We start from the raw sequence: 23,274 nt of genomic DNA on the forward strand, positions 1-23,274 counted from the left end.
GGCGGATGAGATTTGGAGGCCGTCCTGCTGCCACTGCCTGAACAGTTTGAAGCCCGCTTCTTTGCGTATTTAAGCAAAACGGGTTTATATGTGCCCGCTCCCCGGCGCTTGGCGGGGGGGCGTTCAAATCATGTCTGGCGGGCGGGCGGATTGGTGGTCAAACTTTACGCCCAAGATGGTGCAAACCCGCTTTTTGCCAATGATCCGGAGCGCGAGATTGCAGTTCTGACTGCTCTGTCGGGAACCGGGATGGTGCCGTCTCTTGTGCAAACAGGCAAATTTGAGGGCCACTATTGGCTGAGCTATGCTCATGTGAACGGCAATCCCTGGCGGGAAGATACCGGGCATGTGGCGCAGCTTTTAGGCCGGTTGCACGATCTGGCTGCGCCAGCAGGCTTGCCGGCCGGGGCAAATGGCAGCGCTGCTTTGGAACAGCAAACGCTGGGGATCCTTGCTGTATGCAAACAGCCGAACGAACTGAAGGCGTTGCGGCCCTTGGGCAGGATTCCTGCCGTGCCGCAGACCGTTCTCATTCATGGCGACCCTGTTCCTGGAAATCTGCTGGCCCATGACGGCACCTTGACGCTGATCGATTGGCAATGCCCGCAAATCGGTGACCCGGCTGAAGATCTGGCGTTGTTCCTGTCTCCGGCTATGCAATTAATGTACCGGGGGGCGCCGTTGTCATGTGCAGAAGAGGATGGTTTCCTGACAGCCTACCCAGACCGGAGGATTGCCGGCCGGACCTTGGCTCTCAGGCCGTGGTTTCACTGGCGCATGGCTGCCTATTGCCTGTGGCGGGCAGAACAGGGCGGGGATTTGGACTGGCAGGCTTATGACCTGGAACGCACGGCGCTTCAGTCCATCAGGCCCAGGAGTGAATAGGCTGGCGGCATCAGAATCCTTCGGGCACGCCCAAAAGGAAACCGCGGCATCTTTTGTACAACCGGCGAATAGGGCAGATCCGGCTGCACCCCGCGCACCAGATCACTAAGCAGGCGCCCGGCATAGGTACCCATGGCGACACCATTGCCGTGGTAGCAGAGGCCGGCATACATGCCCGGATGATTGGGCACCGCTCCGACAAAAGGCACCAGATTGCGTGAAAGGCAAACCATGCCGGACCAGCAATGGGTGGTTTCGACCTGATGCCATTCCGGAAACATCGCCTCGAAATCCTGCCTCAGTTTGCGCCGGATTCCCGCTTCTGCCCGAGGCGAAGACAGCAGCCCGCCTCGCATCCCGAACAGGAATCTGTTGTCCGGCATCAGGCGGAAGTAGTGCAGCAAGTTGCGGGTGTCATAGGCCATTTGATGTGAAAACCAGCCTTGGGCTTGCCGTTCGTCTTCTGCCAGAGGGCGGGTGACCATGACCGTGGATTGTGTCGGGATGTATCGTCCGGCCAGCCATTCTGGAAGGTCCTCCGAAGAGTATCCATTGGTGGCGATGACGACCTTGGATACCCTTAGGTGACCTTTATTGGTCGCTATTTCATATCCGCCACTTGTCTGGCTAACGGACTGCGCCGGGCTCTCTTGGTAGAGTAGGGCACCGGCGCTCCTGGCTGCGGCGGCCAGGCCGAACAGATACTTACGCGGGTTCAGGGCAAAGCCCAACGGTGTTGTCAGCGCAGCATAAAAGCTGCCGTTCAATCCATGATCCGCCAGTTGCTGGCGGGAAAGGAACTCTGGCTCTTCACCGGCCTTGCGCAGTTCTTCTGCATGGGCTGACAGACAGCGCGCGGCTTTCTCATTGTGCGCAAGCTGGGTTTCCCCGCGTGAGTGGATGTCGGCGCTAATGCCGTGTGTTTCCAGCAGTTGCTTTACAAGTTCCACAGCGGCCACTTCGCTGGCGTCATAGATGTCAGCGGGGGTCTTGCCGAAAAAACTGCGCATCGTGCTGCTGGACAGTTTCGATCCGCCAAGGCAGCAGAACCCACCATTGCGTCCGGAGGCACCCCAGCCGGGAGTTTCCGCTTCCAGCAGGGCTACTGAGAGGCCGTTTTCAGCCAGATGAAGAGCCGTTGAAACGCCGGTGAAACCGCCGCCAACGATTGCAACATCTGCGGTGACGTTTCCCTCGAGAACCGGCCAGACCGGCGCAGCGGCGGTCTCGTCCCACCAGCAGTTGCTGCGCGGGCCAGGACCATAGGCGTAGCTGGAAAAAATCCGGCGCATCAGGTGCGCACCGCTTCCATTTCCTCGCGCTTCTGCTTGGCCACTTGGTGTTTGGTCACCAGCGAAGCAGTGATGACACCGACAGTGACGATTGAAATCATGATCGTCGACAGCGCGTTGATTTCAGGGCTGACGCCCAGGCGCACGGCGGAGAAGATCTTGATTGGAAGGGTTGTGGCCGAAGGGCCGGAGGTGAATGAGGCAATCACCAGGTCGTCCAGCGACAGGGTAAAGGCCAGCAGCCAGCCGGAGATCACTGCAGGCGCGATGATCGGCAGTGTCACCAGGCGGAAGGCCTCGGACGGCGAACAGCCGAGGTCCAGCGCGGCTTCCTCCAGCGAGCGGTCGAAACTCACCAGCCGGGAGGAAACCACGACCGAGACATAGCACATCGCGAATGTGGTATGCGCCAGCACGATGGTGAACACACCGCGGTCCAGCCCGATGCCGATGAACAGCAGGAGCAGTGACAGGCCGGTGATCACTTCGGGCATTACCAGCGGCGCGTAGATCATGCCGGAAAACAGCGTCCGCCCCATGAACCGCCCGCCGCGTACCAGCACATAGGCCGCAATGGTGCCCAGAACGGTGGCCAGGGAGGAGGAGAACACCGCCACCTTGATGGTCACCCAGGCGGCATTCAGGAAAGCCTCGTTCTGCAGCAGCTCCCCATACCATTTGGTTGAGAACCCGGCCCATACGGTCACCAGCTTGCTTTCGTTGAAGCTGAAGATGATGAGAATGACCATCGGGATGTAGAGGAAGGCAAAGCCGAGGGTCAGCGATACGGCGTTAAACCAGCTCATACGGTTCATTTCTCTGCCTCCTGCTGTTTCTGCTGGTTGCGCTGGAACAGCACAATCGGGACGACAAGCAGCAGCAGCAAGACCACCGCTACCGCAGATGCCACCGGCCAGTCGCGGTTGGAGAAGAATTCTTCCCACAGCACCTTGCCGATCATCAGCGTGTCTGAGCCGCCCAAGAGCGAAGGGATCACAAACTCACCCAAAACAGGGATGAAGACCAGGAAGCTGCCGGCAATGATGCCATTTTTCGACAGCGGAACCGTTACCAGCCAGAAGGCCGACAGGCGCGAACAGCCCAGGTCCTCGGCGGCTTCGATCAGCGATCCATCCAGCCGTTCCAGTGCCGAGTAAACCGGCAGGATCATGAACGGCAGATAGGTATATACGATACCGATATAGACCGCGGAATTGGTGTTGAGAATCGTCAGCGGTTCCGAAATTACCCCGGTCCACAGCAGGAACTGGTTGAGGAAGCCCTCGTTCGACAGGATCCCCATCCACGCATAGACGCGGATCAGGAAAGAGGTCCAGAACGGCAGGATCACCAGCATCATTAGCGTCGGTCGCCATTCTTCCGGGGCGCGGGCCATGCCATAGGCAATCGGATAGCCGGCCAGCAGGGTGAAGAATGTCGAGATGACCGCGATCTTCAGCGAACTGAGGTAGGCCTTCCAGTAGAGGTCATCCTCGGTCAGCCAGACGAAGTTCTCGAAATCCAGCTCGGCCAGGAAGGCCGCGATGCCTTCTGCCCAGTCGAATTGCGGGAAGTAAGGCGGGCGGGCAATGGCCGCGTCCGACAGGGCGATTTTCAGGACAATGGCAAATGGCACCAGAAACAGCGCCAGAAGCCAGGCGTAGGGAATGGCGATCAGGAAATAACGGCGCATCAGTCAGCCAGCAGAACGCCTGCCGTGGCGGTCCAGGACAGCCAGACAGTGTCTTCCCAGGTAAAAGCGCGGCGGGCGATACGGCGGGTGTTGGCAGTCTGCGCCTTGATCACTGCGCCGGTTGGCAGTTCCACGTGGTAGGTGGAGATATTGCCGAGGTAGGCAATATCCAGGATGCGGCCTTGCACGGCGTTGTCCGCGGCCTCAGGCTTATCAGCACTGATTGAGACCTTTTCGGGCCGGATCGCCAGATGGCATCTTTGCCCGTCGGAAAATCCGTTGGGCGACTGTACTGCCAGCGGTGCGTGACCCTCGTGCCAGGACATTGCATAAACGTCGCTGCCATTGGGTTTGGCGGTGCCCTCGATCAGGTTCACGTCGCCAATGAAATCAGCCACATACACGGAATTAGGGGTCTCGTAAATCCGGTCCGGCGTGGCCACCTGGATGATCTTGCCGTGATCCATCACCGCCACGCGGGAGGCCACGGTCATCGCCTCTTCCTGGTCGTGGGTCACAATCACAAACGTGGTGCCGGTCTTCTCCTGGATGTCCATCAGCTCAAACTGGGTATCCTGGCGTAGCTTCTTGTCGAGAGCGCCTAGCGGTTCGTCCAGGAGCAGCAGCTTCGGCGCCTTGGCCAGCGACCGCGCCAGCGCCACCCGTTGCCGCTGACCGCCTGAAATCTGATGCGGTTTGCGGCGGGCGAATTTCTCCAGCCGGGTCAGCCGCAGCATTTCCTCGACCCGGTCATTGATATCATGTTTGGGCATGCCTTCGCGCTTTAGGCCAAAGGCGATGTTCTCCCAAATCGACAGATGCGGGAACAGCGCGTAGGACTGGAACATCATGTTCACCGCGCGCTTGTTCGGCGGCACCGGGGCAATATCCTGCCCGGCCAGGAAAATATTGCCCTCGGTCGGGGTTTCAAACCCGGCCAGCATCCGCATCAGCGTGGTCTTGCCGCAGCCTGACGGGCCCAGCAGCGCGTAGAACTCCCGCTCGTAGATGTCGATGGTCAGATTGTCGATGGCGGTGAACTCGCCATATCGTTTGGTGACGTTCTGGAAGTGGATCAAGGGCTTAGCCTCGAGATCATTCCAGGGTTCAAATACGGAAGCAGTCAAGCCGGGCCTCTTCTGCGAGTTGTCGCGCGGATGTATCGTTCAGCCGCGCGAGGAGAGACCAAGCGCGTCAGGAGTTGCGAGGCGTGTGAAACGCCTCGCGGGTCAGCATGCGGCAGCTCAAGTGCCGGATTTGACCTTAGTCCACATACGGGTGGCCTTGCGCTGAACCTTCGGCGGGTAGCCTTCCTTGATGTACAGGTTCTGGACGGTTTCCTCGTTCGGATAGATCGCAGGATCACCGATCACATCTTCTTCGAGAAATTCCTGGGACGCTTTGTTGCCATTTGCGTAGTAGACGTAGTTGGATGCCGCCGCCATGTTCTGCGCATCCATGATGAAGTTCAGGAACTTGTGGGCGCCTTCCGGATTTGGAGCATCGACCGGAATGGTCATCTGGTCGAACCACATCAGCGCGCCTTCCTTGGGTGCGTTGTATTCTATTTCGACACCATTGCCTGCTTCGGCTGCGCGGTCGCGTGCCTGCAGAATGTCTCCGGACCAGCCGAATGCCACGCAGATGTCGCCATTGGCCAGCGCGTTGATGTACTCAGAACTGTGGAATTTGGTGATGTAGGGGCGCACGGCCATCAGCACCGGCTCCGCCTTGGCGACTACATCCGCGTCCATGCTGTTGGGGTCTTCGCCAATGTACTTCAGCGCCGCCGGGATCATTTCATCCGGGGCGTCCAGGAAGTGAACACCGCAGCCGACCAGTTTTTCCATGTTGGCCGGGTTAAAGACCAGCTCCAGCGAGTTGACCGGAGCATCCTCGCCCAGGGCTTCCTTCACCTTGGCAACATTCACACCGATGCCAGTGGTGCCCCACATGTAGTTGATGGAATATTCATTGCCGGGATCATACAGCGCAGTGCGTTCCTTGATTGCATCCCACATGTTACCGGCGTTTGACAGCTTTGACGGGTCCAGTTTCTGGAACGCGCCGGCCTGGATCTGGCGCGCCATGAAGGAGCCTGTCGGAACCACCACGTCATAGCCCGAGCCGCCGGCCAGCATCTTGGTTTCCAGAACCTCGTTGCTGTCAAAGACATCATAGATCAGGTCGATGCCAGTTTCCTTTTCAAACTTTTCCAGCAGGCCTTCGTCGATATAGTCCGACCAATTGTAGACGCGAACCTCTTCCGCCGCGGCGGCGGCAGCCGTGCCAAGAGCAACGACGGCGGTCATGGTCATCGTTTTAAGTGTCATGAAATTCTCCCTGTGCGTGCCGGCTTCCGGGTCCGGCTGTGACTGGATTTGATCAAGTTTTGTCGCATTCGGCAATACTCTTTATGTTTTCACTTGGCTCAGGATGGTGCAAGCTGGCCGAAATCGAGGAGGAAATCCCCAGGTGTCAGAGACCACTTCGCCCGCCGCTCCGGCGCAGGAAAACCCGGCCAAACTGCCCGCGCATGAGATCGTTTATCAAAAGCTCAGGGCGCAGATTCTTTTTGGCGAACTGGTGCCTGGCCAGGCGGTGACAATCCAGGGCCTGGTTGAGACCCTGGAGGCCGGCATGACGCCGGTGCGCGAGGCGATCCGGCGGCTGATCTCGGACGGGGCGCTGATGTTTCAGGGCAACCGCCGCGTGTCTGTGCCCCTGTTGGGGCCGCAGGACTTGGAGGAATTGATTTTTGCAAGAAAAACAATTGAGTGTGAGCTTGCACGCCGCGCGACGCCGCATATTGGCGCAGCGGACATCGAAGAGCTTGTGCGCATAGATAATGCGTTGGATAAGGCGATTGCCACTGGTGATGTGGCGGGATACCTGGTGCAAAACTATAGCTTTCACACGGCGCTCTATTCATACGCAAACGCGCCTATTCTCAGCGACATTGCCGACCGCCTGTGGCTGCGTTTCGGTCCCTCGCTGCGGGTGGTCAGCGGGCGGCTAGGAACCCAAAGCTTCCCGGACCGCCACAAGGACATCTTGGATGCGCTGCGTCGGCATGACCCGGAAATGGCTGCTTTGGCGATGGAACGGGACGTCTGTCAGGGCATGGAGCATGTGGTTGAGGGGCTGAAAGGCGCTAACTGATTCGATTGACTCCTGGAAATTTGATCATATTCTGATGCCAATCAGTCATTCTCAGGAGCGAGTCCCATGACCGTTATCACCAACCACATGCCGACAGCCGAGCTGCAGGCGCTGGACGCCGCCCACCATATGCACCCCTTCACTGCCAACGGCGAGTTGTCGCAGAAGGGCGCGCGCATCATTACCCGCGCGGACGGCGTGCATCTGACCGACAGCAAGGGGCACCAGATCCTGGATGCGATGGCGGGCCTGTGGTGTGTCAACATCGGCTATGGCCGGGATGAACTGGCTGAGGTTGCCGCCCGCCAGATGCGCGAGCTGCCCTACTACAACACCTTCTTCCAGACCACCCACGTGCCGGCCATCGCGCTGGCTGCCAAGATTGCGGAGCTGGCACCGGGTGACCTGAACAATGTGTTCTTTGCCGGCTCCGGCTCTGAGGCAAACGACACCAACATCCGCATGGTGCGCCATTACTGGGCGCTGAAGGGCAAGCCGTCGAAATCCGTCATCATCAGCCGTAAGAATGCTTATCACGGCTCCTCCGTCGGCAGCGGCAGCTTGGGCGGCATGAGCGGCATGCATGCCCAGGGCGGCATGCCGATCCCGGATATTCATCACATCAACCAGCCCAACTGGTGGGCTGAGGGCGGCGACATGCCGGCAGAGGAATTCGGTCTGCAGCGCGCCCGCGAACTGGAAGAGGCGATCCTGGAACTGGGCGAAGACCGTGTTGCTGCCTTCATCGCCGAGCCGGTACAGGGCGCAGGCGGTGTGATTGTGCCACCGGACAGCTACTGGCCGGAAATCCAGCGCATCTGCGACAAATACGAAATCCTGCTGATCGCCGACGAAGTTATTTGCGGCTTCGGGCGCACCGGCAACTGGTTCGGCAGCGAAACCCTGAACATCCGCCCTGACATCATGACCATCGCCAAGGGTCTCAGCTCTGGCTACGCGCCGATCGGCGGTTCCATCGTCAGCGACGAGATTGCTTCGGTGATCGCAAGCGACGAATTTAACCACGGCTACACCTATTCCGGCCACCCGGTGGCAGCTGCCGTGGCACTGGAGAACCTGCGCATCATGGAAGAGGAGAACATCCTGGGCCATGTGCGTGACGTGGCAGCGCCGTATCTGAAAGAGAAATGGGAGGCGCTGACCGACCACCCGCTGGTGGGGGAGGCCAAGATTGCGGGCATGATGGGCTCCATCGCTCTAACCCCGGACAAGGCGGCCCGCGCCGCATTTGCCTCGGACGCAGGCACCGTTGGCTACATCTGCCGCGAGCGCTGCTTTGCCAACAACCTGGTGATGCGCCATGTGGGCGACCGGATGATCATCTCGCCGCCGCTGGTGATCACGCCGGAGCAGATCGACGTGCTGATCGAGCGCGCAACCAAGTCGCTGGATGAATGCTACGCTGAGCTGAAAGCGCAGGACCTGCTGCACAGCGCCTGAGGTTTCTCTCCGGCGCCGCTGGATGCGGGGCTAATCCCTGCCGACTCAACTCGGCCCGGCGGAGAGTCTGCCGGGCCATTTTCTTCGGTCCGGGTCCGGAAAGAGTCGTTTTTGTACCGGGTCAGCACAGGTGGCGGCGCAAAACGTCCGGGGTGCGTCGCAAAAAGTCTGGTATACCACGCAGAATCAGGACTAGTGTTCGTTAAGGATATTCTTTTCAGCTTGGGGAGAGGGCGGGAGTATGAATTTCGTAAATTCTCCACGGAAAGAATATTTTTTTCCTCTCTAGCGCTTGGTAGCGTTGGTGTGATTAACTTCGAAAAAGTGCAGAGCAAATCTGCCGAATAGACAAAACTACGGGGAGCCTGCTTTGGCTGATGCGTCAAACGTTGATGCGTTCGTTGAATTCGAACGCGTCCAAAAGAGCTATGATGGCGAAAATCTCGTTGTCAAAGACCTCAACCTCACCATGCCCAAAGGTGAATTTCTGACAATGCTAGGCCCGTCCGGTTCGGGCAAAACAACCTGCCTGATGATGCTGGCAGGTTTTGAGACCGCGACACACGGCGATATCCGCTTGGACGGCACGTCCATCAACAACATCCCGCCGCACAAGCGCGGCATCGGCATGGTGTTCCAGAACTACGCGCTGTTTCCGCATATGACGATTGCGGAAAACCTCTCCTTCCCGCTGGAAGTGCGCAAGATGGGCAAATCCGAGCGCGAGGAGAAGGTGAAGCGGGCGCTGGACATGGTGGAAATGGGCGCCTTCGGCGGCCGCCGTCCGTCGCAGCTCTCGGGTGGTCAGCAGCAGCGGATCGCGCTGGCCCGGGCGCTGGTGTTCGAACCGGAACTGGTTCTGATGGACGAGCCGCTGGGCGCGCTTGACAAGCAGCTGCGCGAAAAGATGCAGTTCGAGATCACCCACCTGGCGCACCGTTTGGGCATTACCGTGGTCTATGTGACCCACGATCAGACCGAAGCGCTGACCATGTCGGACCGTGTTGCCGTGTTCGACGACGGCCGCATCCAGCAGATTGCGCCGCCGGATCAGCTCTACGAAAGCCCGGAAAACAGCTTCGTTGCCCAGTTCATCGGCGAAAACAACACGCTGGAAGGCACCGTTAAGGAAATTAACAACGGCGTCGCCCTGGTGCAGTTGGACGATGGTGAGCTGATCGACTGCAAGCCGGTCAACGTTTCCCGCCCTGGCGAGCGCACCCGTGTGTCAATCCGCCCAGAACGGGTGGAATATAATAAGGAACGCCTGCAGGAAGGTGTCCACACGCTCAAGGCGGAAGTGCTGGAGTTCATCTATATGGGTGACATCTTCCGCACTCGTCTGCGGGTGGCCGGAAACGATGAATTCATCATCAAGACCCGGAACGCCCCGGACCAGGTCCGTCTTCAGCCCGGTCAGCAGATCGAAATCGGCTGGCTGCCGGAAGACTGCCGCGCGCTGGACGCTTGATCCCCGCGCGACGAACCCCCGGCAGAAGAACGACCGGGGGCCTCACTTTTGTGAATTCAACAAGGAGAGACTCTTTATGAAACTCAGCAAACTGTCTGCACTGGCGGTGACCACCGCCCTTTGCGCCCCGTCGGCTTTTGCCGAGGAAATGGCCAATGAGCTGACCCTGGTATCCTGGGGCGGTGCGTATCAGGCCAGCCAGCACAAGGCCTATGTTGAGCCCTATCTGGCCGCCAACCCCGGCGTCAAAGTCATCTGGGACGAAAGCTCGGCCGAAGCCGTGGCCAAGATCCGCGCCATGAACGAAGCCGGCAATGTGACTTGGGACCTGGTTGATGCCGTGGCTTCCGACTCCATGCGCCTGTGCGACGAAGGCCTGGCGGAAGAGCTGGACCATGACGAAGTGCTGGCCGCAGCGCCTGACGGCACCTCCGCTAGCGAAGATTTCGGCGACCTGATCGTCAGCGACTGCTTTGTGCCGCAGATCGTTTACTCGACCACCTTCGGCTACCGCACCGATCTGATCGACCAGCCGGACTCGGTCTGCGCGATCTTCGACACCGAGAAATACCCGGGCAAGCGTTCGCTGCAGCGCCGTCCGATCGACAACATGGAATGGGCGCTCTACTGCGACGGCGTGGCCAAGGATGAGCTTTACGACGTCCTGGGCACCGACGAAGGTGTTGCGCGCGCCCTGGCCAAGCTCGACACCATTAAGGACGATGTGGTCTGGTGGACCGCCGGCGCGGAAACTCCGCAGTTGCTGGCGGACGGCGAAGTTGTGATGGGCTCGACCTTCAACGGCCGCCTGTTCTCGGCGATTGCTGAACAGAACCAGCCGATCGGCATGCTCTGGGACATGCAGTCCTTCGATCTGGACGGCTGGGTGATCCCGGCAGGCCTGCCTGCAGACCGCAAGGCGCGCGTGCTGGACTTCCTGAAGTTCGCGACCGACACCCAGCGTCTGGCTGACCAGGCTGCTTATATCTCCTATGGCCCGGCCCGTGCCTCCTCGGCGCCGCTGGTCGGCAAGCACGCCGAACTGGGCATCGACATGGCACCGCACATGCCGACCGACCCGGCCAACGCCGCCAACGTCCACGTCTATGACTACGAATGGTGGGCAGACAACCGCGATGATCTGGACGCCAAGTTCCAGGCGTGGCTGGCCAAGTAATCTGACCTTTCCGTAACGCGAAAGGCCCGGCGGGGGCCGCCAAGCCGCAGGCCCCCGCCCCACAAAATAAAAGACCCGACGGGGAATCCCATGACTGATATTAGCCAATCCGGCCCGATGCTGGCAGCGGACGGCACGCCGCTCAAGCGCAGCCTGGCGCGGGCGCTGCGGATGCAGAAGCTGAGGGCGCTGCTGCTGATTGCACCGCTGTTGCTGTTCATCCTGCTGACCTTCATCCTGCCGGTTGCCGACATGCTGTACCGGTCGGTGGACAACCGCATCGTCCAGGACGTGCTGCCGCGCACGGTTGCGGCGCTTGAAGACTGGGATCCCGGGTCGAACCAGCTGCCCGATGAAGCGGCCTTTGCCGCTCTGGCAGCGGACCTGAAGGACGCCGCCAATGCCAAGACCCATACCAAGGTGGCCAAACGTCTGAACTATGAAAATCCCGGTATCGCTTCGGTGTTCCGCAAGTCCGGCCGCAAGGTCAGGAAATGGGATGTCGAAAACGACGGCCCTTACCGCGACAAGCTGATCGAGCTGAACGACGGCTGGGCGGATGTTGAGCTTTGGAAAACCATCAAGACTTATTCCGGCATCCGCACCACAGGCTATTTCCTCAACGCGGTGGACATGAAACTGGGTGCGGACGGCGCCGAAGTCCGCCCGGAAAACGAACGGATCTACAACACGCTGCTGATCCGCACCATGCGGATGTCGCTGATCATCACTTTCAGCTGTATCCTTTTGGGCTACCCGGTGGCCTGGTTGCTGGCCAACCTGCCTGCAAGCAAGGCAAATCTGTTGCTGATCCTGGTATTGCTGCCGTTTTGGACCTCGTTGCTGGTGCGTACGTCAGCCTGGAAGATCCTGCTGCAGCAGCAGGGGGTAATCAATGACACGCTGGTTTGGGTCGGGCTGGTGGATGATGCCAACCGGCTGGTTCTGATCAACAATGAGCTGGGCACCATCATTGCGATGACCCACATCCTGCTGCCCTTCATGATCCTGCCGATGTATTCGGTGATGCAGACCATCAACCCGTCCTACCTGCGCGCCGCCAAGTCGCTGGGCGCCACCAACTGGACAGCCTTCTGGCGGGTCTATTTCCCGCAATCGGTGCCGGGCATCGGCGCGGGTTCGATTCTGGTCTTCATCCTGGCGGTGGGCTACTATATCACCCCGGCGCTGGTCGGCGGTACCAAGGGCACTTTCATCTCCAATCTGATTGCCTACCACATCTCGACCTCGGGCAACTGGGGCCTGGGCGCGGCACTGGGTGCAATCCTGCTGGCGGTCGTCCTGCTGCTCTACTGGGTCTATGACAAGATCGTCGGCATCGACAACGTGAAGCTGGGGTAACGGACATGAGCGCACTTCCTCCTTATGCAACCACCGGCCAGCGGGCCTGGTACTACTCCTTCCGGGTGATCTGCGGGTTGATCTTCTTCTTCCTGATCGCACCGATCGTGGTGATCATTCCACTCAGCTTTAATGCGCAGGACTTCTTCACCTTCACGCCGGAGATGCTGCGGCTGGATCCCGAGGGCTTCTCGTTCAAGCATTACCGGAACTTCTTCGGCGATGATTCCTGGCAGACCTCAATGTGGAACTCGCTGAAGATCGCGCCGATGGCCACCATCGTCTCGGTCACCTTCGGCACCCTGGCCGCCATCGGCCTCAGCCAGCCGCATGTGCCGTTCCGCCGGGCGATCATGGCGATCCTGATCTCGCCGATGATCGTGCCGCTGATCATCTCCGCGGCCGGAATGTATTTCTTCTACAGCCGCATCGGCCTGCAGGGGACATACATGGGCGTGGTGCTGGCCCATGCCGCACTGGGCATTCCCTTTGTGATCATCACGGTGACAGCAACGCTGGTCGGTTTCGACCGCTCGCTGACCCGCGCCGCGGCCAATATGGGCGCCGATCCGGTGACAACCTTCTTCCGGATCCAGATGCCGCTGATCATGCCGGGCGTGATCTCCGGCGGCCTGTTTGCCTTCATCACCTCCTTCGACGAGGTTGTGGTGGTGCTGTTTGTCGGCTCAGCCGGCCAGCGGACGCTGCCGTGGCAGATGTTCACCGGCCTGCGCGAGCAGATCTCGCCCACCATCCTGGCGGTTGCGACGATCCTGGTGGCGATCTCCATCATGCTGCTGGCCACGGTGGAAATGCTGCGCCGCCGCTCCGAGCGCCTGCGCGGCATGTCGCCGAGCTGATCGTCTTGCCATACCTTGAAACACCAAAGGCCCCGCACTGCGGGGCCTTTCCTTTGTTCATCTGGCCAAAAATATCCCGGGGATGAATTGGCCGGCAGGCCAAGGGGGGGCGGGCCCCCTCCCGCCTATCTCAGCCCTTCCAGCAGCCGCGGCGAGGCATAGCCATCCGGCGTCAGCCCGTTCACCACTTGGTAGGCGCGCACCGCTCCAATGGTCTTTGGCCCGATCTTGCCGTCAATCCCTTCGGTGTCAAAGCCGGCCCGGGTCAGCCGCTCCTGCAACTCCTCCCGCTCAGCCAGGGTCAGCGCCCGGTCGCCTCGCGGCCATGCCGCTTTGATTTCCGAACCGCCACTAATCCGGTCCGCCAGATGCCCAACCCCAATCACATAAGCATCGGCGGTGTTGTACCGCTCCAGCACCGCGAAGTTGCCAAAGATCATAAAAGCCGCGCCCTCACTGCCTGCGGGAAGCAGGATCGACGCCTTCCCATGATCGCCGACTGCACGCCCGTCCAGCCCCTTGATGCCAAGTGCCGCCCATTCCGAGGGCCGCCTTTCGATGTCACGGTCCGCCAGGGTATAGTCGAATCCCTCGGGCAGGGTCACCTCTACGCCCCAGGGCTGGCCCTTCACCCAGCCGAACTGCTTCAGATACGCCGCGGTCGAGGCCAGCGCATCCGCCGGGTTGTCGGACCAGATGTCGCGCTTCCCGTCGCCGGTGAAATCCACTGCGTAATCCAGATAGGAGGTCGGAATGAACTGGGTATGCCCCATAGCGCCGGCCCAGCTGCCCGTCATATTGCGTGCGGCAACATCACCTGCCTGCAGGATCTTCAATGCGGCAACCAGCTGCGCCTCAAAGAACGCGCCGCGCCGTCCGTCAAAGGCCAGCGTTGCCAAGGAGCGGATCACATCCATCTTGCCCCGAAATGCGCCGAAGCTGCTTTCCAGGCCCCAGATTGCGACAACGATCTCTTTCTCGACACCGAATTCAGCCTCAATCCTGGCCAGGCGTGCCTGCTGACTGCGCATCGCCGCTTTGCCGTTCTTGACCCGCAGGCTGGAGGCTGCGCTGTCCAGGTACTCCCAAATAGTCTTGGTGAACTCAGACTGGTTGCGGTCCCGGCGGATGACCTCAGGGTCATAATTCACACCAGTAAAGGCACTGTCCAAAACGGCTGCGCTGATGCCCTGTGCCAAAGCACGTGTCTTGAAGCTGGCAATCCAGCCTTGGAAGTTCAGTTCCGCTGCGGCCGGCTGCATGTGTTCGCTCTGAATTGCTGCCGGTCTTGCCGCGGGTCTAAGGGCTGTTGCTGCTGCCAGTTCATAGGGGAGCCTTTTTGTTTCTTGCTCTGGCAGCCCAGGCCGCTGCGCAGGCCTCAACGAACTGTCGGGGGCAGCCTCCGCCGCCATGGCCGCTCCTGCCAGCAAAGACGCCGCAACCCATCTGCGCATGATACACCTCGTTATTCACTGCTCCCGCTTAGTCTATCCGCAGCCTGGCCCCGGTAAAGGGCACAGTCTCCGGGCGCGCGGTCCTCCGCTTGCCTTTCTGCGCGCAGATGCTCCAGAGCCGCCCGCAACATGGGCACCCGGTGCGGGCGGAAGCTTTGGCCTGTTACATGCAGATTCCGCATCCTGTCCAGCCGGAACACCCGCACCGCTTCCCGCAGGCAGCACCACGCTATCAGCACAGTGGAGCGGTCGAAATAGACAACGCTCAGCGGTTTAACCTGCCTTTCTGTGACCGCCCCTTGACCATCGGTATAGCCGAACCGTACTTCGACTTCGTCCCAGGCGGCTTGCCGAAGCTGCTGCGCCGAAATGGCCGGAGGAACAGGTTTTGCAAAACGGTATGGCGCAAGCACGGCATGGCGCAGACGATGTGCCTGGCGCGGGGGCAGCCGGGCTTGCAATTTGCGCAGCGCTTCAGAAGCGGCGTCCGCCAGTTCGGGATCGCCGATTTGCTCCACCTCACGCAGCCCCAGCACCAGGGCTTCCAGCTCGGTGTCGCGAAAGCCCATAGGCGGCAGTGCATTGTCCTCGATCAGGGTGAACCCATAGCCGGCCTCGCCATCTATCACGGCGCCCATCTCCCGCAGGGTGGCAATGTCGCGGTGGATGCTGCGGGCTGATACCCCCAATTCCCCGCCCAGCCGTGCCGCAGTATGGGGGCCGGGCCCCAGGCGCAGTGCTTGCATCAGCTGGAACAGGCGATGGGTTCTGGTCATACTGCAGTATTGCGCCTCATGGTGACGTTTTCTGTCATCAGTATGCGTTAACCTGCTGACAAACCCAAGGTCAGGACCCCGCATGCACCCTCCCTTTTCCAGTGAACAGATCAAGGCTGCGTTCGACGTTCACGACGCTCTGGCGCGCGAAGGTTTGCTGGTACTGCGCCAGCTCATCTTTGACACAGCCGCGCAGAACCCGTTGCCCGGACGGGTTGAGGAAGTGCTGCGATGGGGTCAGCCGTCTTATGTCACGGCAGAAACAAAGATGGGATCCACCATCCGCCTTGGGTTGGCAAAGAAGGCTCGCTTCGCGCTTTACGTGCATTGCCAAAGCCGCCTGATCCCGGAGTTCTCAGCAGCGTTCCCAGCCTGGGACCGGTTTGATGGAACCCGGGCTGTTCTGTTCGATCACCCCAAGGAAGTTGAGCCGCTCCGCCATGGCTGGCTGATCAACAGGGCGCTGACATATCGCAAGCGCCCCCCTTTGCAGGTTCTAACCTGACAAATTCGTGGCCTGCCCCATGGGGCGCCGCTCATTTCCGCCGTTTGCGTTCTACTTTACGCTTTACCTTTGCTGCCTTGTGCTTGGACTTTGCAGCCTTGCGTTTTACGGTCCTGCCTGCCGGGCTGCGACGGCCCCGGGAGCTTCCGCCAGCGGGCATCGGAACCTCTTCCAGCGCCAGCAGCTCCAGCTCCAGCCCGCCGGTGACAGGTGCCGCCTGGGTCAGCCGCACTGTCACCCGCTGGCCGATGGCGAGGGTCAGTCCGGTATCCGCCCCGGTCAGCGTCCCCGACTGGGCGTCAAAATGGAAGAACTCCCGCCCGATGGAGCGCACCGGCACCAGCCCGTCGGCGCCCGTTTCGTCCAGCTTTACAAAGGCGCCAAAGCGGGCGATGCCGCTGATCCTGCCTTCGAATTCATTGCCCACCCGCTCGCTGAGGTAGGAGGCCAGATAGCGGTCCGTGGTGTCGCGCTCCGCAATCATCGAGCGCCGCTCGGTGTCGGAGATATGGGTGGCAGTGTCTTCCAGCCGCTCGATCTGAGTCTCATCCAGCCCGTCATCCCCCCAGCCGTGCGAGGAGATCAGCGAGCGGTGCACGATCAGGTCGGCATAGCGGCGGATCGGTGAGGTGAAATGCGCATAATTCCGAAGCGCCAGGCCGAAATGCCCGAAGTTCTCCGGATTGTAGTAGGCCTGCTGCATTGAGCGCAGGGTGGAGATGTTGATCAGCTCTGCATCATCCGTGCCCGCAGCCTGGTTCAGCAGCGCATTCAGATGCCGGGTCTGCAGCACCTGCCCCTTGGCCAGGCTGAGGCCCGCAGCCTGTGCGGTCTCGCGCAAGCTTTCCAGCTTCTCCTGCGCCGGTTCCTCATGCACCCGGAACAACAGCGGAGAGCGTTTCTTGATCAGCGTTTCAGCTGCGGCCACATTGGCGAGGATCATGAACTCCTCGATCAGCTTGTGCGCGTCCAGCCGGTCACGGAAGGCAACAGAGGTCACGTTGCCATCCTCATCCAGCACGATCTTGCGTTCCGGCAGGTCCAAATCCAGGGGCTCGCGCGCAGCTCTTGCCTTTGTCAGAGCCTCATATGCAGCAAACAACGGCTTGATGACATCATCCAGCAGCGGCGCGGTCTTGTCGTTCGCATTGCCGTCCTGCGCCTCCTGCACCTCGGCGTAATTGAGCGAGGCCACAGACTGCATCAGCCCGCGCACGAATTTGTGGGCAATCTTATTGCCCTCGGCATCCACCTGCATCCGCACCGCGACACAGGCCCGCGGCACGCCTTCGTGCAAGGAGCACAGGTCGCCTGACAGCCGGTCCGGCAGCATCGGCACCACCCGGTCGGGGAAATAGCTTGAGTTGCCGCGCTTACGCGCCTCCCGGTCCAGTGCCGAACCAGGGCGCACATAGGCGGCGACGTCGGCAATTGCCACCCATACCACATGACCGCCCGGGTTCTTCGGGTCGTCGTCGGCGTGGGCATAACACGCGTCGTCATGATCGCGCGCATCCGCCGGATCGATAGTGACCAGCGGCAGTTCCCGCAGATCCTCGCGGCCCTTCAGGCCCACCGGCTTGGCGGCATCGGCCTCAGCCATCACCGGATCGGGGAAATGGTCGGGAATGCCATGCTGGTGAATGGCAATCAGCGACACCGCCTTGGGCGCCGTCGGGTCGCCCAGCCGCTCCGCGATGCGTGCGCGCGGCAGGCCCATGCGGCCCTTGGGACCGGCCTGTTCAGCCTCGACCAGTTCGCCGTCGCGGGCGCCATTGACCGCGTCTGGCGCCACCATCCACTCATTCGACGCGGCCTTGTCGATCGGTACGATCCGCCCGCCCTCTGACCCTTTGCGGAAGATACCCAGGACCCGCTTTGGGTTGGTTCCGATCCGGCGGATCAGGCGGGCCTCGTAATTGTGGTCCTGATCCGGAACCATCTGCAGCTTCACCAGGATCTTGTCGCCCTCTCCCAGTGCCGGGTCCGAAGGTTTGGTCAGGATCAGGATAATCGGCTCCACACCCTCGCCATGCCATTCCAGGGGACGCCCGTACAGATCACCGTCCTCGTTGGGTGCCTTCACCTGCAGGACCGTCACCGGCGGCAGTTGGTCCGGGTCACGGTAGGTTTTCTTGCGCTTCTGCAAATGCCCTTCGGCCTCCAGCTCCTTCAGGATGCGCTTGAGGTCGATGCGGTCGGCGCCCTTGATGCCAAAAGCCTTGGCAATGTCGCGCTTGGAGGTGTGGGTCGGGTTGGCGGAAATCCAGTCGAGGATTTCGGCCTTGGAGGGAATGCGGCTCATACTTCCCGCGTAGCATGGCGCGGGGGCGGCGTCATGGTGAAAAGAGCGGGGTCAGTGCTGCGGCAGATCTGCGGCGGTGTCGACATCCCGCAGGGTATCGGTGAGCGCAATGCGCCAGCCGGGCAGGGTGTTCAGCGTATCGGCCAGCGCATGTTCGCTGGACCAGCGGACATTTTCAAACATGTTGCAGGGCAGGCGGGCGGGGTGTTTGGCCCCCACCAGCCAATAGCCGCCATCTGCTGCCGGGCCGAAAACTGCATCACGGTGGCCAAGAGCTGCAAACGCGCGGGCGATATGGGCCCGGGTAATGCCGGGGATGTCGGCGCCGATCAGGCAGGCAGGCCCAGGAGCGGCCCGCAGCATCCGCTTCATCCGTTCTCCCAAATCACCGCCGCCTTGCGGCAGGCGGAGTAAATCAGCGGGCCAGACCTTTGAAGCGGCAGCCCGGTCCGGTGCCACCGCCAGCACAATTTGCCAGCGCGGATCCCGCAGGGACCGGATCATCCGGGCGGACTGATGACGGAACCACCAGGTCGCCGGGATTACGCCGATGTCCCGGCCCAGACGGGTTTTGACCCGGCCGGGGCGCGGCTCTTTGACCATGATGATCAGGGTACGTTTCACGTGAAATCACGCATCGGCGAAATAGTCCTGCAAAATGCGGGTGTAGATAGCCTTCAGCTGATGGATCTGCGCGACCTCGACCCGCTCGTCCACCTGATGCATGGTTTTGCCGACAAGACCGAATTCCACCACCGGGCAGTGGTTTTTGACGAACCGCGCATCCGAGGTGCCGCCTGTGGTGGACAGTTCCGGCTTGCGGCCGGTTTCGGCTTCGACCGCCTTTGAAATCAGATCCGACAGCGCGCCGGGCGGGGTGATAAAGCTTTCGCCAGAGATTTTCACCTTCATCCCGATTTCAAGGCCGAATTCCGCTGCCACCTTGTCCGCTTCGCCCTGCAGCCAACCGGTCAGGCCGGCACCTGTATGGGCGTCGTTGAAGCGGATGTTGACGGTGGATGTCGCCTGCGCCGGGATCACGTTGGTGGCGGTATTGCCGGTGTCGATGGTGACGACGGCCAGGGTTGAAGCATCGAAATGCTCGGTCCCTTGGTCCAGCTCACGAGTGGCCAGCCGGTCCATCAGCCGCGCCATGGCGTTCAGCGGGTTGTTGGCACGGTGCGGATAGGCGGAGTGCCCCTGCACACCGGTCACCGTGAACCAGGCAGTCATTGAGCCGCGGCGGCCGATCTTGATCATCTCGCCCATCTCGTTGGGGCAGGTGGGCTCGCCCACCAGGCAGACCGACATCTGCTCGCCTTCCCGGTCCATGTAGTCCAGCAATGCGGTGGTGCCGTCCACCGCAGGGCCTTCCTCGTCGCCGGTGATGGTGAGAATGATGGCGCCGTCCGGGGGCGTGGCCTTGACGAAGTCCACAGCGGCGGCGGCGAACGCAGCCACCCCCGATTTCATGTCGGTGGCACCGCGCCCGTACATGAAACCGTCCTTCTCCTCAGCACCAAAGGGCGGCATGGTCCAGGCAGCCGCATCCCCCAGCGGCACCACGTCGGTATGGCCGTTGAAGCCAAATGTTTTGGCGTGGCCCTTGGCGCCCCAGCGGGCGAACAAGTTGGAGACCTCGCCGCGGTCAGTGCGGGCGCATTCAAAACCGGCTTCGCTCAAGAATTTTTCCAGCAGCACCAGCGCGCCGCCTTCTTCAGGCGTCACCGAGGGGCAGCGGATCAGGTCTGCAGTCAGGCGGGCGGGATCGGTCTGCGGCATGGATAGGCTCCTGAAATTCCGGTCCGCCATGGCTAACGCGGTTTGGGCCAGGGCGCAATTCAACGCTGCGGCAGGCAGGCGCCGCAAATGTGGCGTAAAAGCAGCGGTTTCGCAGCGGAAACCGGGTGTGGCTGACTCGCAGGCACAGAGCGTGTTAAGACATCGTTAATAAATGACCCGAGGCAGGGCATCCAAACGAGCATAACAGGCCGCAAAAGGCCACCCGGAACCAGGCAGCGCAACGCCGCTGCCCCTCTGTGATCCAGCAGCAGGCACCAAGCCTGCGCGTCTCGTTTGTCCGGCCTCTGACAGGCAAGGGGTGGGCAAATCATGGCAACAGGCGCCGAGCTTAATTATCAGACAAACGCCTCTGCGGTGCAGATGGCGCAGACCATTTTCGGCGACGGGGCCACCGTTACCGCTGCTTCCTACTCGGGCTGGAGCCAGTCGTCGGCGATTTATTCAGGCGGCGATGCGCTGGCACCCGGCGTCACCCCCAGCGACAGCGGCGTGATCCTGTCCACCGGGCGCGCCAGCCATTTCACCCGCTCCAACGGCGATCCCAACCGCTCCACCCAGACCTCGACCAATACGCCGGGCGAAAGCAACAATGCGGATTTCAACGCCGCGGCGGGCGCCAGCACCTATGATGCCTCCTATCTGGATGTGAGCTTCATCCCCGATTCGGATGTGATGACGATGCAATTCGTCTTCTCCTCCGAGGAGTTTCCGGAATTCCAGAACTCGGTCTACCAGGACGTGGTGGCGGTCTGGGTCAACGGCGAGCAGGTGCTTCTGGAGGTTGGCAACGGCCAGGCCAACCCCAGCAACATCAGTTCTTCGATTAACGAGAACCTCTACGTCGACAACGCGGGTGATGATTTCAACACCGAGATGGACGGGTTCACCATCACCATGACCCTGACGATGAACGTCAACCCGGGCGAGGTGAACGATATCCGCATTGGTATCGCGGATGTGAGCGACAGCCGCTACGACAGTAACCTGCTGATTGCTGCCGACTCTGTTCAGACCGATCTGGTGGCAATGACAGACAATGTCTTTGTGGCGCCGGACAGCAGCAAGACCATCGACGTGCTGGCCAATGATGTGAATAACGCGGGCGGCAGCCTGACCATCACCCATATTAATGGCACCGTGGTGACGGCCGGGTCCGTGGTGACGCTGAACACCGGCCAGGAGGTGCAGCTGAACGCTGACGGCACCCTGACCCTGGTCGGTGATGGCGATGTCGAGGATTTCAACTTCACCTACGAGGTGACCAATGGCGCCAACTCCGATGTTGGTTTTGTTAACGCCAGCTCCATTCCTTGTTTTGTGGCCGGCACAAGGATCCGCACGCCCTATGGCGAGGTTCCGGTCGAGCAGCTGATGCCGGGCGATCTGGTGGAAACCCGCGACGATGGCGCCCAGCCGCTTTGCTGGAGCGGCGGGCGGTCGGTTGCGGCTGAAGGAGATTTTGCTCCGGTCCGCATTGCCGCGGGCGCCTTTGGCGATCATGGCGAGCTTCTGGTTTCGCCGCAGCACCGGGTGCTGGTGCGCGGTGCCCATGCCGAGCTGTTCTTTGGCGAGGAAGAGGTGCTGGTGGCAGCCAAGGATCTGGTCAACGGCCGCAGCGTGTCCCGCTGCCCGGGCGGCGAAGTGACCTATGTGCATCTGATGTTCGATCGCCACCAGGTGATTTATTCCGAAGGGCTGGCAACCGAAAGCTTTCTGCCCGGCCCGCAGATCCTCACCCTGTTTGAACGGCCCGTGGCGGAGGAGATCTGCACCCTGTTCCCTGAACTCGATCCCGAGACCGGCGCAGGCTATAGTGCGGCCGCCCGCCCCGCTCTCAAAGCTTATGAAGGCCGGTTGCTGGCCGCGACCCAGGCGGCCTGACTTCATGCCCTGGTTTGCCGTCTCCAGCAGCAAGCACAGCTGGAATGACACCCGGGTGCTTGCCGGAGACGGGATAGCAGACGGAGACTGTCTGCTGGTGCGCGGTACCTTGATGCTGGAGTTTCATCTGCCGGAAATATCCCGTCCGGAACCGCTGCTGTTGTACTCTCAGGACGGTCTGTGGCCGCTTCGGCTGGCGTTGCAGGCTGTGCCTGGCGGGGGATTGAGCTTTGTTTTGGAGCAGGGCGGCTCTGTATTGCATCAGGCGCTCAACCCGACGAGCCTGGGCCGCACGGGCAAGTTGCGGCTTGCCTATGCGTGGGATGCCCCGGCACGGAAAGGGCGTCTGACATTGGAGCGGCCGGACGGCGGCCATATGCAGCTCGCTGCACTGCGCAATCCGAAACCCTGGCGGCTGCGGGACCTGCTGGCACTAACCGGACCGCTGAGCTATGCGGCGCCGTCGGTGGAGTTCATGGCGCTGTCCAGCTCCTTAGAACCCGCCGGGCCGGCTCCCGCGCTTCTTCCCTGCACCCCAATTGCCACACCGGGTGGCTATCAGCCGCTTGGCAGTCTCCAACGCGGCGATCTGGTCCTCTCCAGCGGAGGGGACGCAGTGCCGGTTCTGCACATGGCGGAGCGCCAGGTTCCAAGCCTTGGCTCCTTTGCGCCGGTTCGGCTCAGGGCGCCCTATTTCGGCCTGCTGCAGGATATTCTGGTGGCCCCCTTCCAGCGGCTGGTGCTTTCCGGTTCGGAGGTGGAATACCTGTTCGGCCAGCCTTCGGTTCTGGTGCCAGCCGGAAACCTGGTAGGTACAGGCACCGCGGTCAAGGAAGAGGCCTGCGGGCGGCTGCGCACCTACCGGCAAGCGGTTCTGCCGGACCACGAGCCGATTCTGGCAGCCGGAGCCATGACAGAAAGCCTGTTCCTGGGCCGCCTGCGCCGTGATCCCGAACGGCTGGCAGCCAGCCTGCTGGCACCCATGGGTGCGGCCAATCTGCCGGAACACCGCCAGCCCAAATTTCCTGTGCTGAGAGCCTTTGATGCTGCAGTTCTGGCGGAACGGCGGACGGCCTGACACAGTCTGCGTTTCATTTCCGGCAGCCGGGACCAAGGCGCTTGCGTGAAAATGGTGAACAGCCTAAGGACATTGAAACCCTTCCCGAGACCCATTTGAGCGTTTCCGT

General features: G+C 61.1%; 19 protein-coding genes and 1 pseudogene. 10 read left to right on the top strand and 10 right to left on the bottom strand.

The genetic code is table 11. The features are described 5' to 3' along the window. Positions 1 to 12 precede the first annotated feature (12 nt). Positions 13 to 885, top strand: coding sequence for a phosphotransferase (locus ACXAEK_RS05055; protein WP_475040233.1), 873 nt, complete (start codon positions 13 to 15; stop codon positions 883 to 885). Here ACXAEK_RS05055 and ACXAEK_RS05060 read toward each other — a convergent pair. The 5 genes from ACXAEK_RS05060 to ACXAEK_RS05080 form a co-directional block, all read right to left on the bottom strand. Then, positions 858 to 2,177 (bottom strand): NAD(P)/FAD-dependent oxidoreductase, encoded by a 1,320-nt coding sequence (locus tag ACXAEK_RS05060; RefSeq protein ID WP_475040234.1) that lies wholly within the window; start codon positions 2,175 to 2,177, stop codon positions 858 to 860. The two genes, ACXAEK_RS05055 and ACXAEK_RS05060, sit on opposite strands and share 28 nt — an antisense overlap. Then, positions 2,177 to 2,992 (bottom strand): ABC transporter permease, encoded by an 816-nt coding sequence (locus tag ACXAEK_RS05065; protein ID WP_475040235.1) that lies wholly within the window; start codon positions 2,990 to 2,992, stop codon positions 2,177 to 2,179. The genes ACXAEK_RS05060 and ACXAEK_RS05065 overlap by 1 nt, the downstream gene beginning before the upstream one ends. Beyond that, positions 2,989 to 3,870: an ABC transporter permease subunit gene (locus ACXAEK_RS05070; RefSeq protein ID WP_475040236.1), complete on the bottom strand. Its 882-nt coding sequence runs from the start codon at positions 3,868 to 3,870 to the stop codon at positions 2,989 to 2,991. The genes ACXAEK_RS05065 and ACXAEK_RS05070 overlap by 4 nt, the downstream gene beginning before the upstream one ends. Continuing rightward, positions 3,870 to 4,997: an ABC transporter ATP-binding protein gene (locus tag ACXAEK_RS05075; protein ID WP_475040237.1), complete on the bottom strand. Its 1,128-nt coding sequence runs from the start codon at positions 4,995 to 4,997 to the stop codon at positions 3,870 to 3,872. Before ACXAEK_RS05075 ends, ACXAEK_RS05070 begins: the two co-directional genes overlap by 1 nt. 117 nt (positions 4,998 to 5,114) lie before the next feature. Next, positions 5,115 to 6,203: a polyamine ABC transporter substrate-binding protein gene (locus ACXAEK_RS05080; protein ID WP_475040238.1), complete on the bottom strand. Its 1,089-nt coding sequence runs from the start codon at positions 6,201 to 6,203 to the stop codon at positions 5,115 to 5,117. A 142-nt stretch (positions 6,204 to 6,345) separates the two neighbouring features. Here ACXAEK_RS05080 and ACXAEK_RS05085 point away from each other — a divergent pair, with 142 nt between their 5' ends. From ACXAEK_RS05085 to ACXAEK_RS05110, 6 genes and pseudogenes are all read left to right on the top strand, one after another. Next, positions 6,346 to 7,032, top strand: a complete 687-nt coding sequence (locus ACXAEK_RS05085; RefSeq protein WP_475040239.1) for a GntR family transcriptional regulator — start codon at positions 6,346 to 6,348, stop codon at positions 7,030 to 7,032. Between the two features lie 66 nt (positions 7,033 to 7,098). Continuing rightward, positions 7,099 to 8,493, top strand: coding sequence for an aspartate aminotransferase family protein (locus ACXAEK_RS05090; protein WP_475040240.1), 1,395 nt, complete (start codon positions 7,099 to 7,101; stop codon positions 8,491 to 8,493). Positions 8,494 to 8,863: 370 nt separating this feature from the next. Continuing rightward, on the top strand, positions 8,864 to 9,964 hold the full coding sequence (locus ACXAEK_RS05095; RefSeq protein WP_475040241.1) for an ABC transporter ATP-binding protein: 1,101 nt from the start codon (positions 8,864 to 8,866) through the stop codon (positions 9,962 to 9,964). 76 nt (positions 9,965 to 10,040) lie between these two features. Beyond that, a complete protein-coding gene (locus tag ACXAEK_RS05100) occupies positions 10,041 to 11,141 on the top strand; it encodes an extracellular solute-binding protein (protein WP_475040242.1) in 1,101 nt (366 codons plus the stop codon). 90 nt (positions 11,142 to 11,231) lie between these two features. Further along, on the top strand, positions 11,232 to 12,503 hold the full coding sequence (locus tag ACXAEK_RS05105) for an ABC transporter permease (protein ID WP_475040243.1): 1,272 nt from the start codon (positions 11,232 to 11,234) through the stop codon (positions 12,501 to 12,503). A gap of 14 nt (positions 12,504 to 12,517) precedes the next feature. Beyond that, positions 12,518 to 13,363 (top strand): annotated as a pseudogene (locus tag ACXAEK_RS05110) (ABC transporter permease); the annotation flags it as partial. 125 nt (positions 13,364 to 13,488) lie between these two features. On the opposite strand, the gene ACXAEK_RS05115 reads toward ACXAEK_RS05110, so the two are convergent. After that, a complete protein-coding gene (locus ACXAEK_RS05115) occupies positions 13,489 to 14,817 on the bottom strand; it encodes a lytic murein transglycosylase (protein WP_475040244.1) in 1,329 nt (442 codons plus the stop codon). Between the two features lie 11 nt (positions 14,818 to 14,828). Then, entirely contained in the window at positions 14,829 to 15,593 is a 765-nt protein-coding gene (locus ACXAEK_RS05120) for a helix-turn-helix transcriptional regulator (protein WP_475040245.1), read from the bottom strand. Positions 15,594 to 15,675: 82 nt separating this feature from the next. On the opposite strand from ACXAEK_RS05120, the gene ACXAEK_RS05125 reads away from it, so the two are divergent. Continuing rightward, on the top strand, positions 15,676 to 16,098 hold the full coding sequence (locus tag ACXAEK_RS05125; RefSeq protein WP_475040246.1) for a DUF1801 domain-containing protein: 423 nt from the start codon (positions 15,676 to 15,678) through the stop codon (positions 16,096 to 16,098). Between the two features lie 31 nt (positions 16,099 to 16,129). Here the strand turns inward: ACXAEK_RS05125 and rnr are convergent, their stop codons facing one another. From rnr to dapE, 3 genes are read right to left on the bottom strand one after another with little or no spacing between them, the layout of a single operon-like run. Then, complete coding sequence (gene rnr, locus ACXAEK_RS05130; RefSeq protein WP_475040247.1) at positions 16,130 to 18,403, bottom strand: ribonuclease R; 2,274 nt, start codon at positions 18,401 to 18,403, stop codon at positions 16,130 to 16,132. Between the two features lie 51 nt (positions 18,404 to 18,454). Beyond that, a complete protein-coding gene (locus tag ACXAEK_RS05135; protein ID WP_475040248.1) occupies positions 18,455 to 19,027 on the bottom strand; it encodes a TIGR04282 family arsenosugar biosynthesis glycosyltransferase in 573 nt (190 codons plus the stop codon). A gap of 6 nt (positions 19,028 to 19,033) precedes the next feature. Further along, positions 19,034 to 20,185 (bottom strand): succinyl-diaminopimelate desuccinylase, encoded by a 1,152-nt coding sequence (gene dapE, locus ACXAEK_RS05140; protein ID WP_475040249.1) that lies wholly within the window; start codon positions 20,183 to 20,185, stop codon positions 19,034 to 19,036. 330 nt (positions 20,186 to 20,515) lie between these two features. On the opposite strand from dapE, the gene ACXAEK_RS05145 reads away from it, so the two are divergent. Then, a complete protein-coding gene (locus ACXAEK_RS05145; RefSeq protein WP_475040250.1) occupies positions 20,516 to 22,087 on the top strand; it encodes a Hint domain-containing protein in 1,572 nt (523 codons plus the stop codon). Between the two features lie 4 nt (positions 22,088 to 22,091). Beyond that, entirely contained in the window at positions 22,092 to 23,165 is a 1,074-nt protein-coding gene (locus tag ACXAEK_RS05150; RefSeq protein ID WP_475040251.1) for a Hint domain-containing protein, read from the top strand. The last annotated feature ends 109 nt before the right edge of the window (positions 23,166 to 23,274 follow it).

Source organism: Leisingera sp. ABM4_101, from assembly GCF_056158725.1.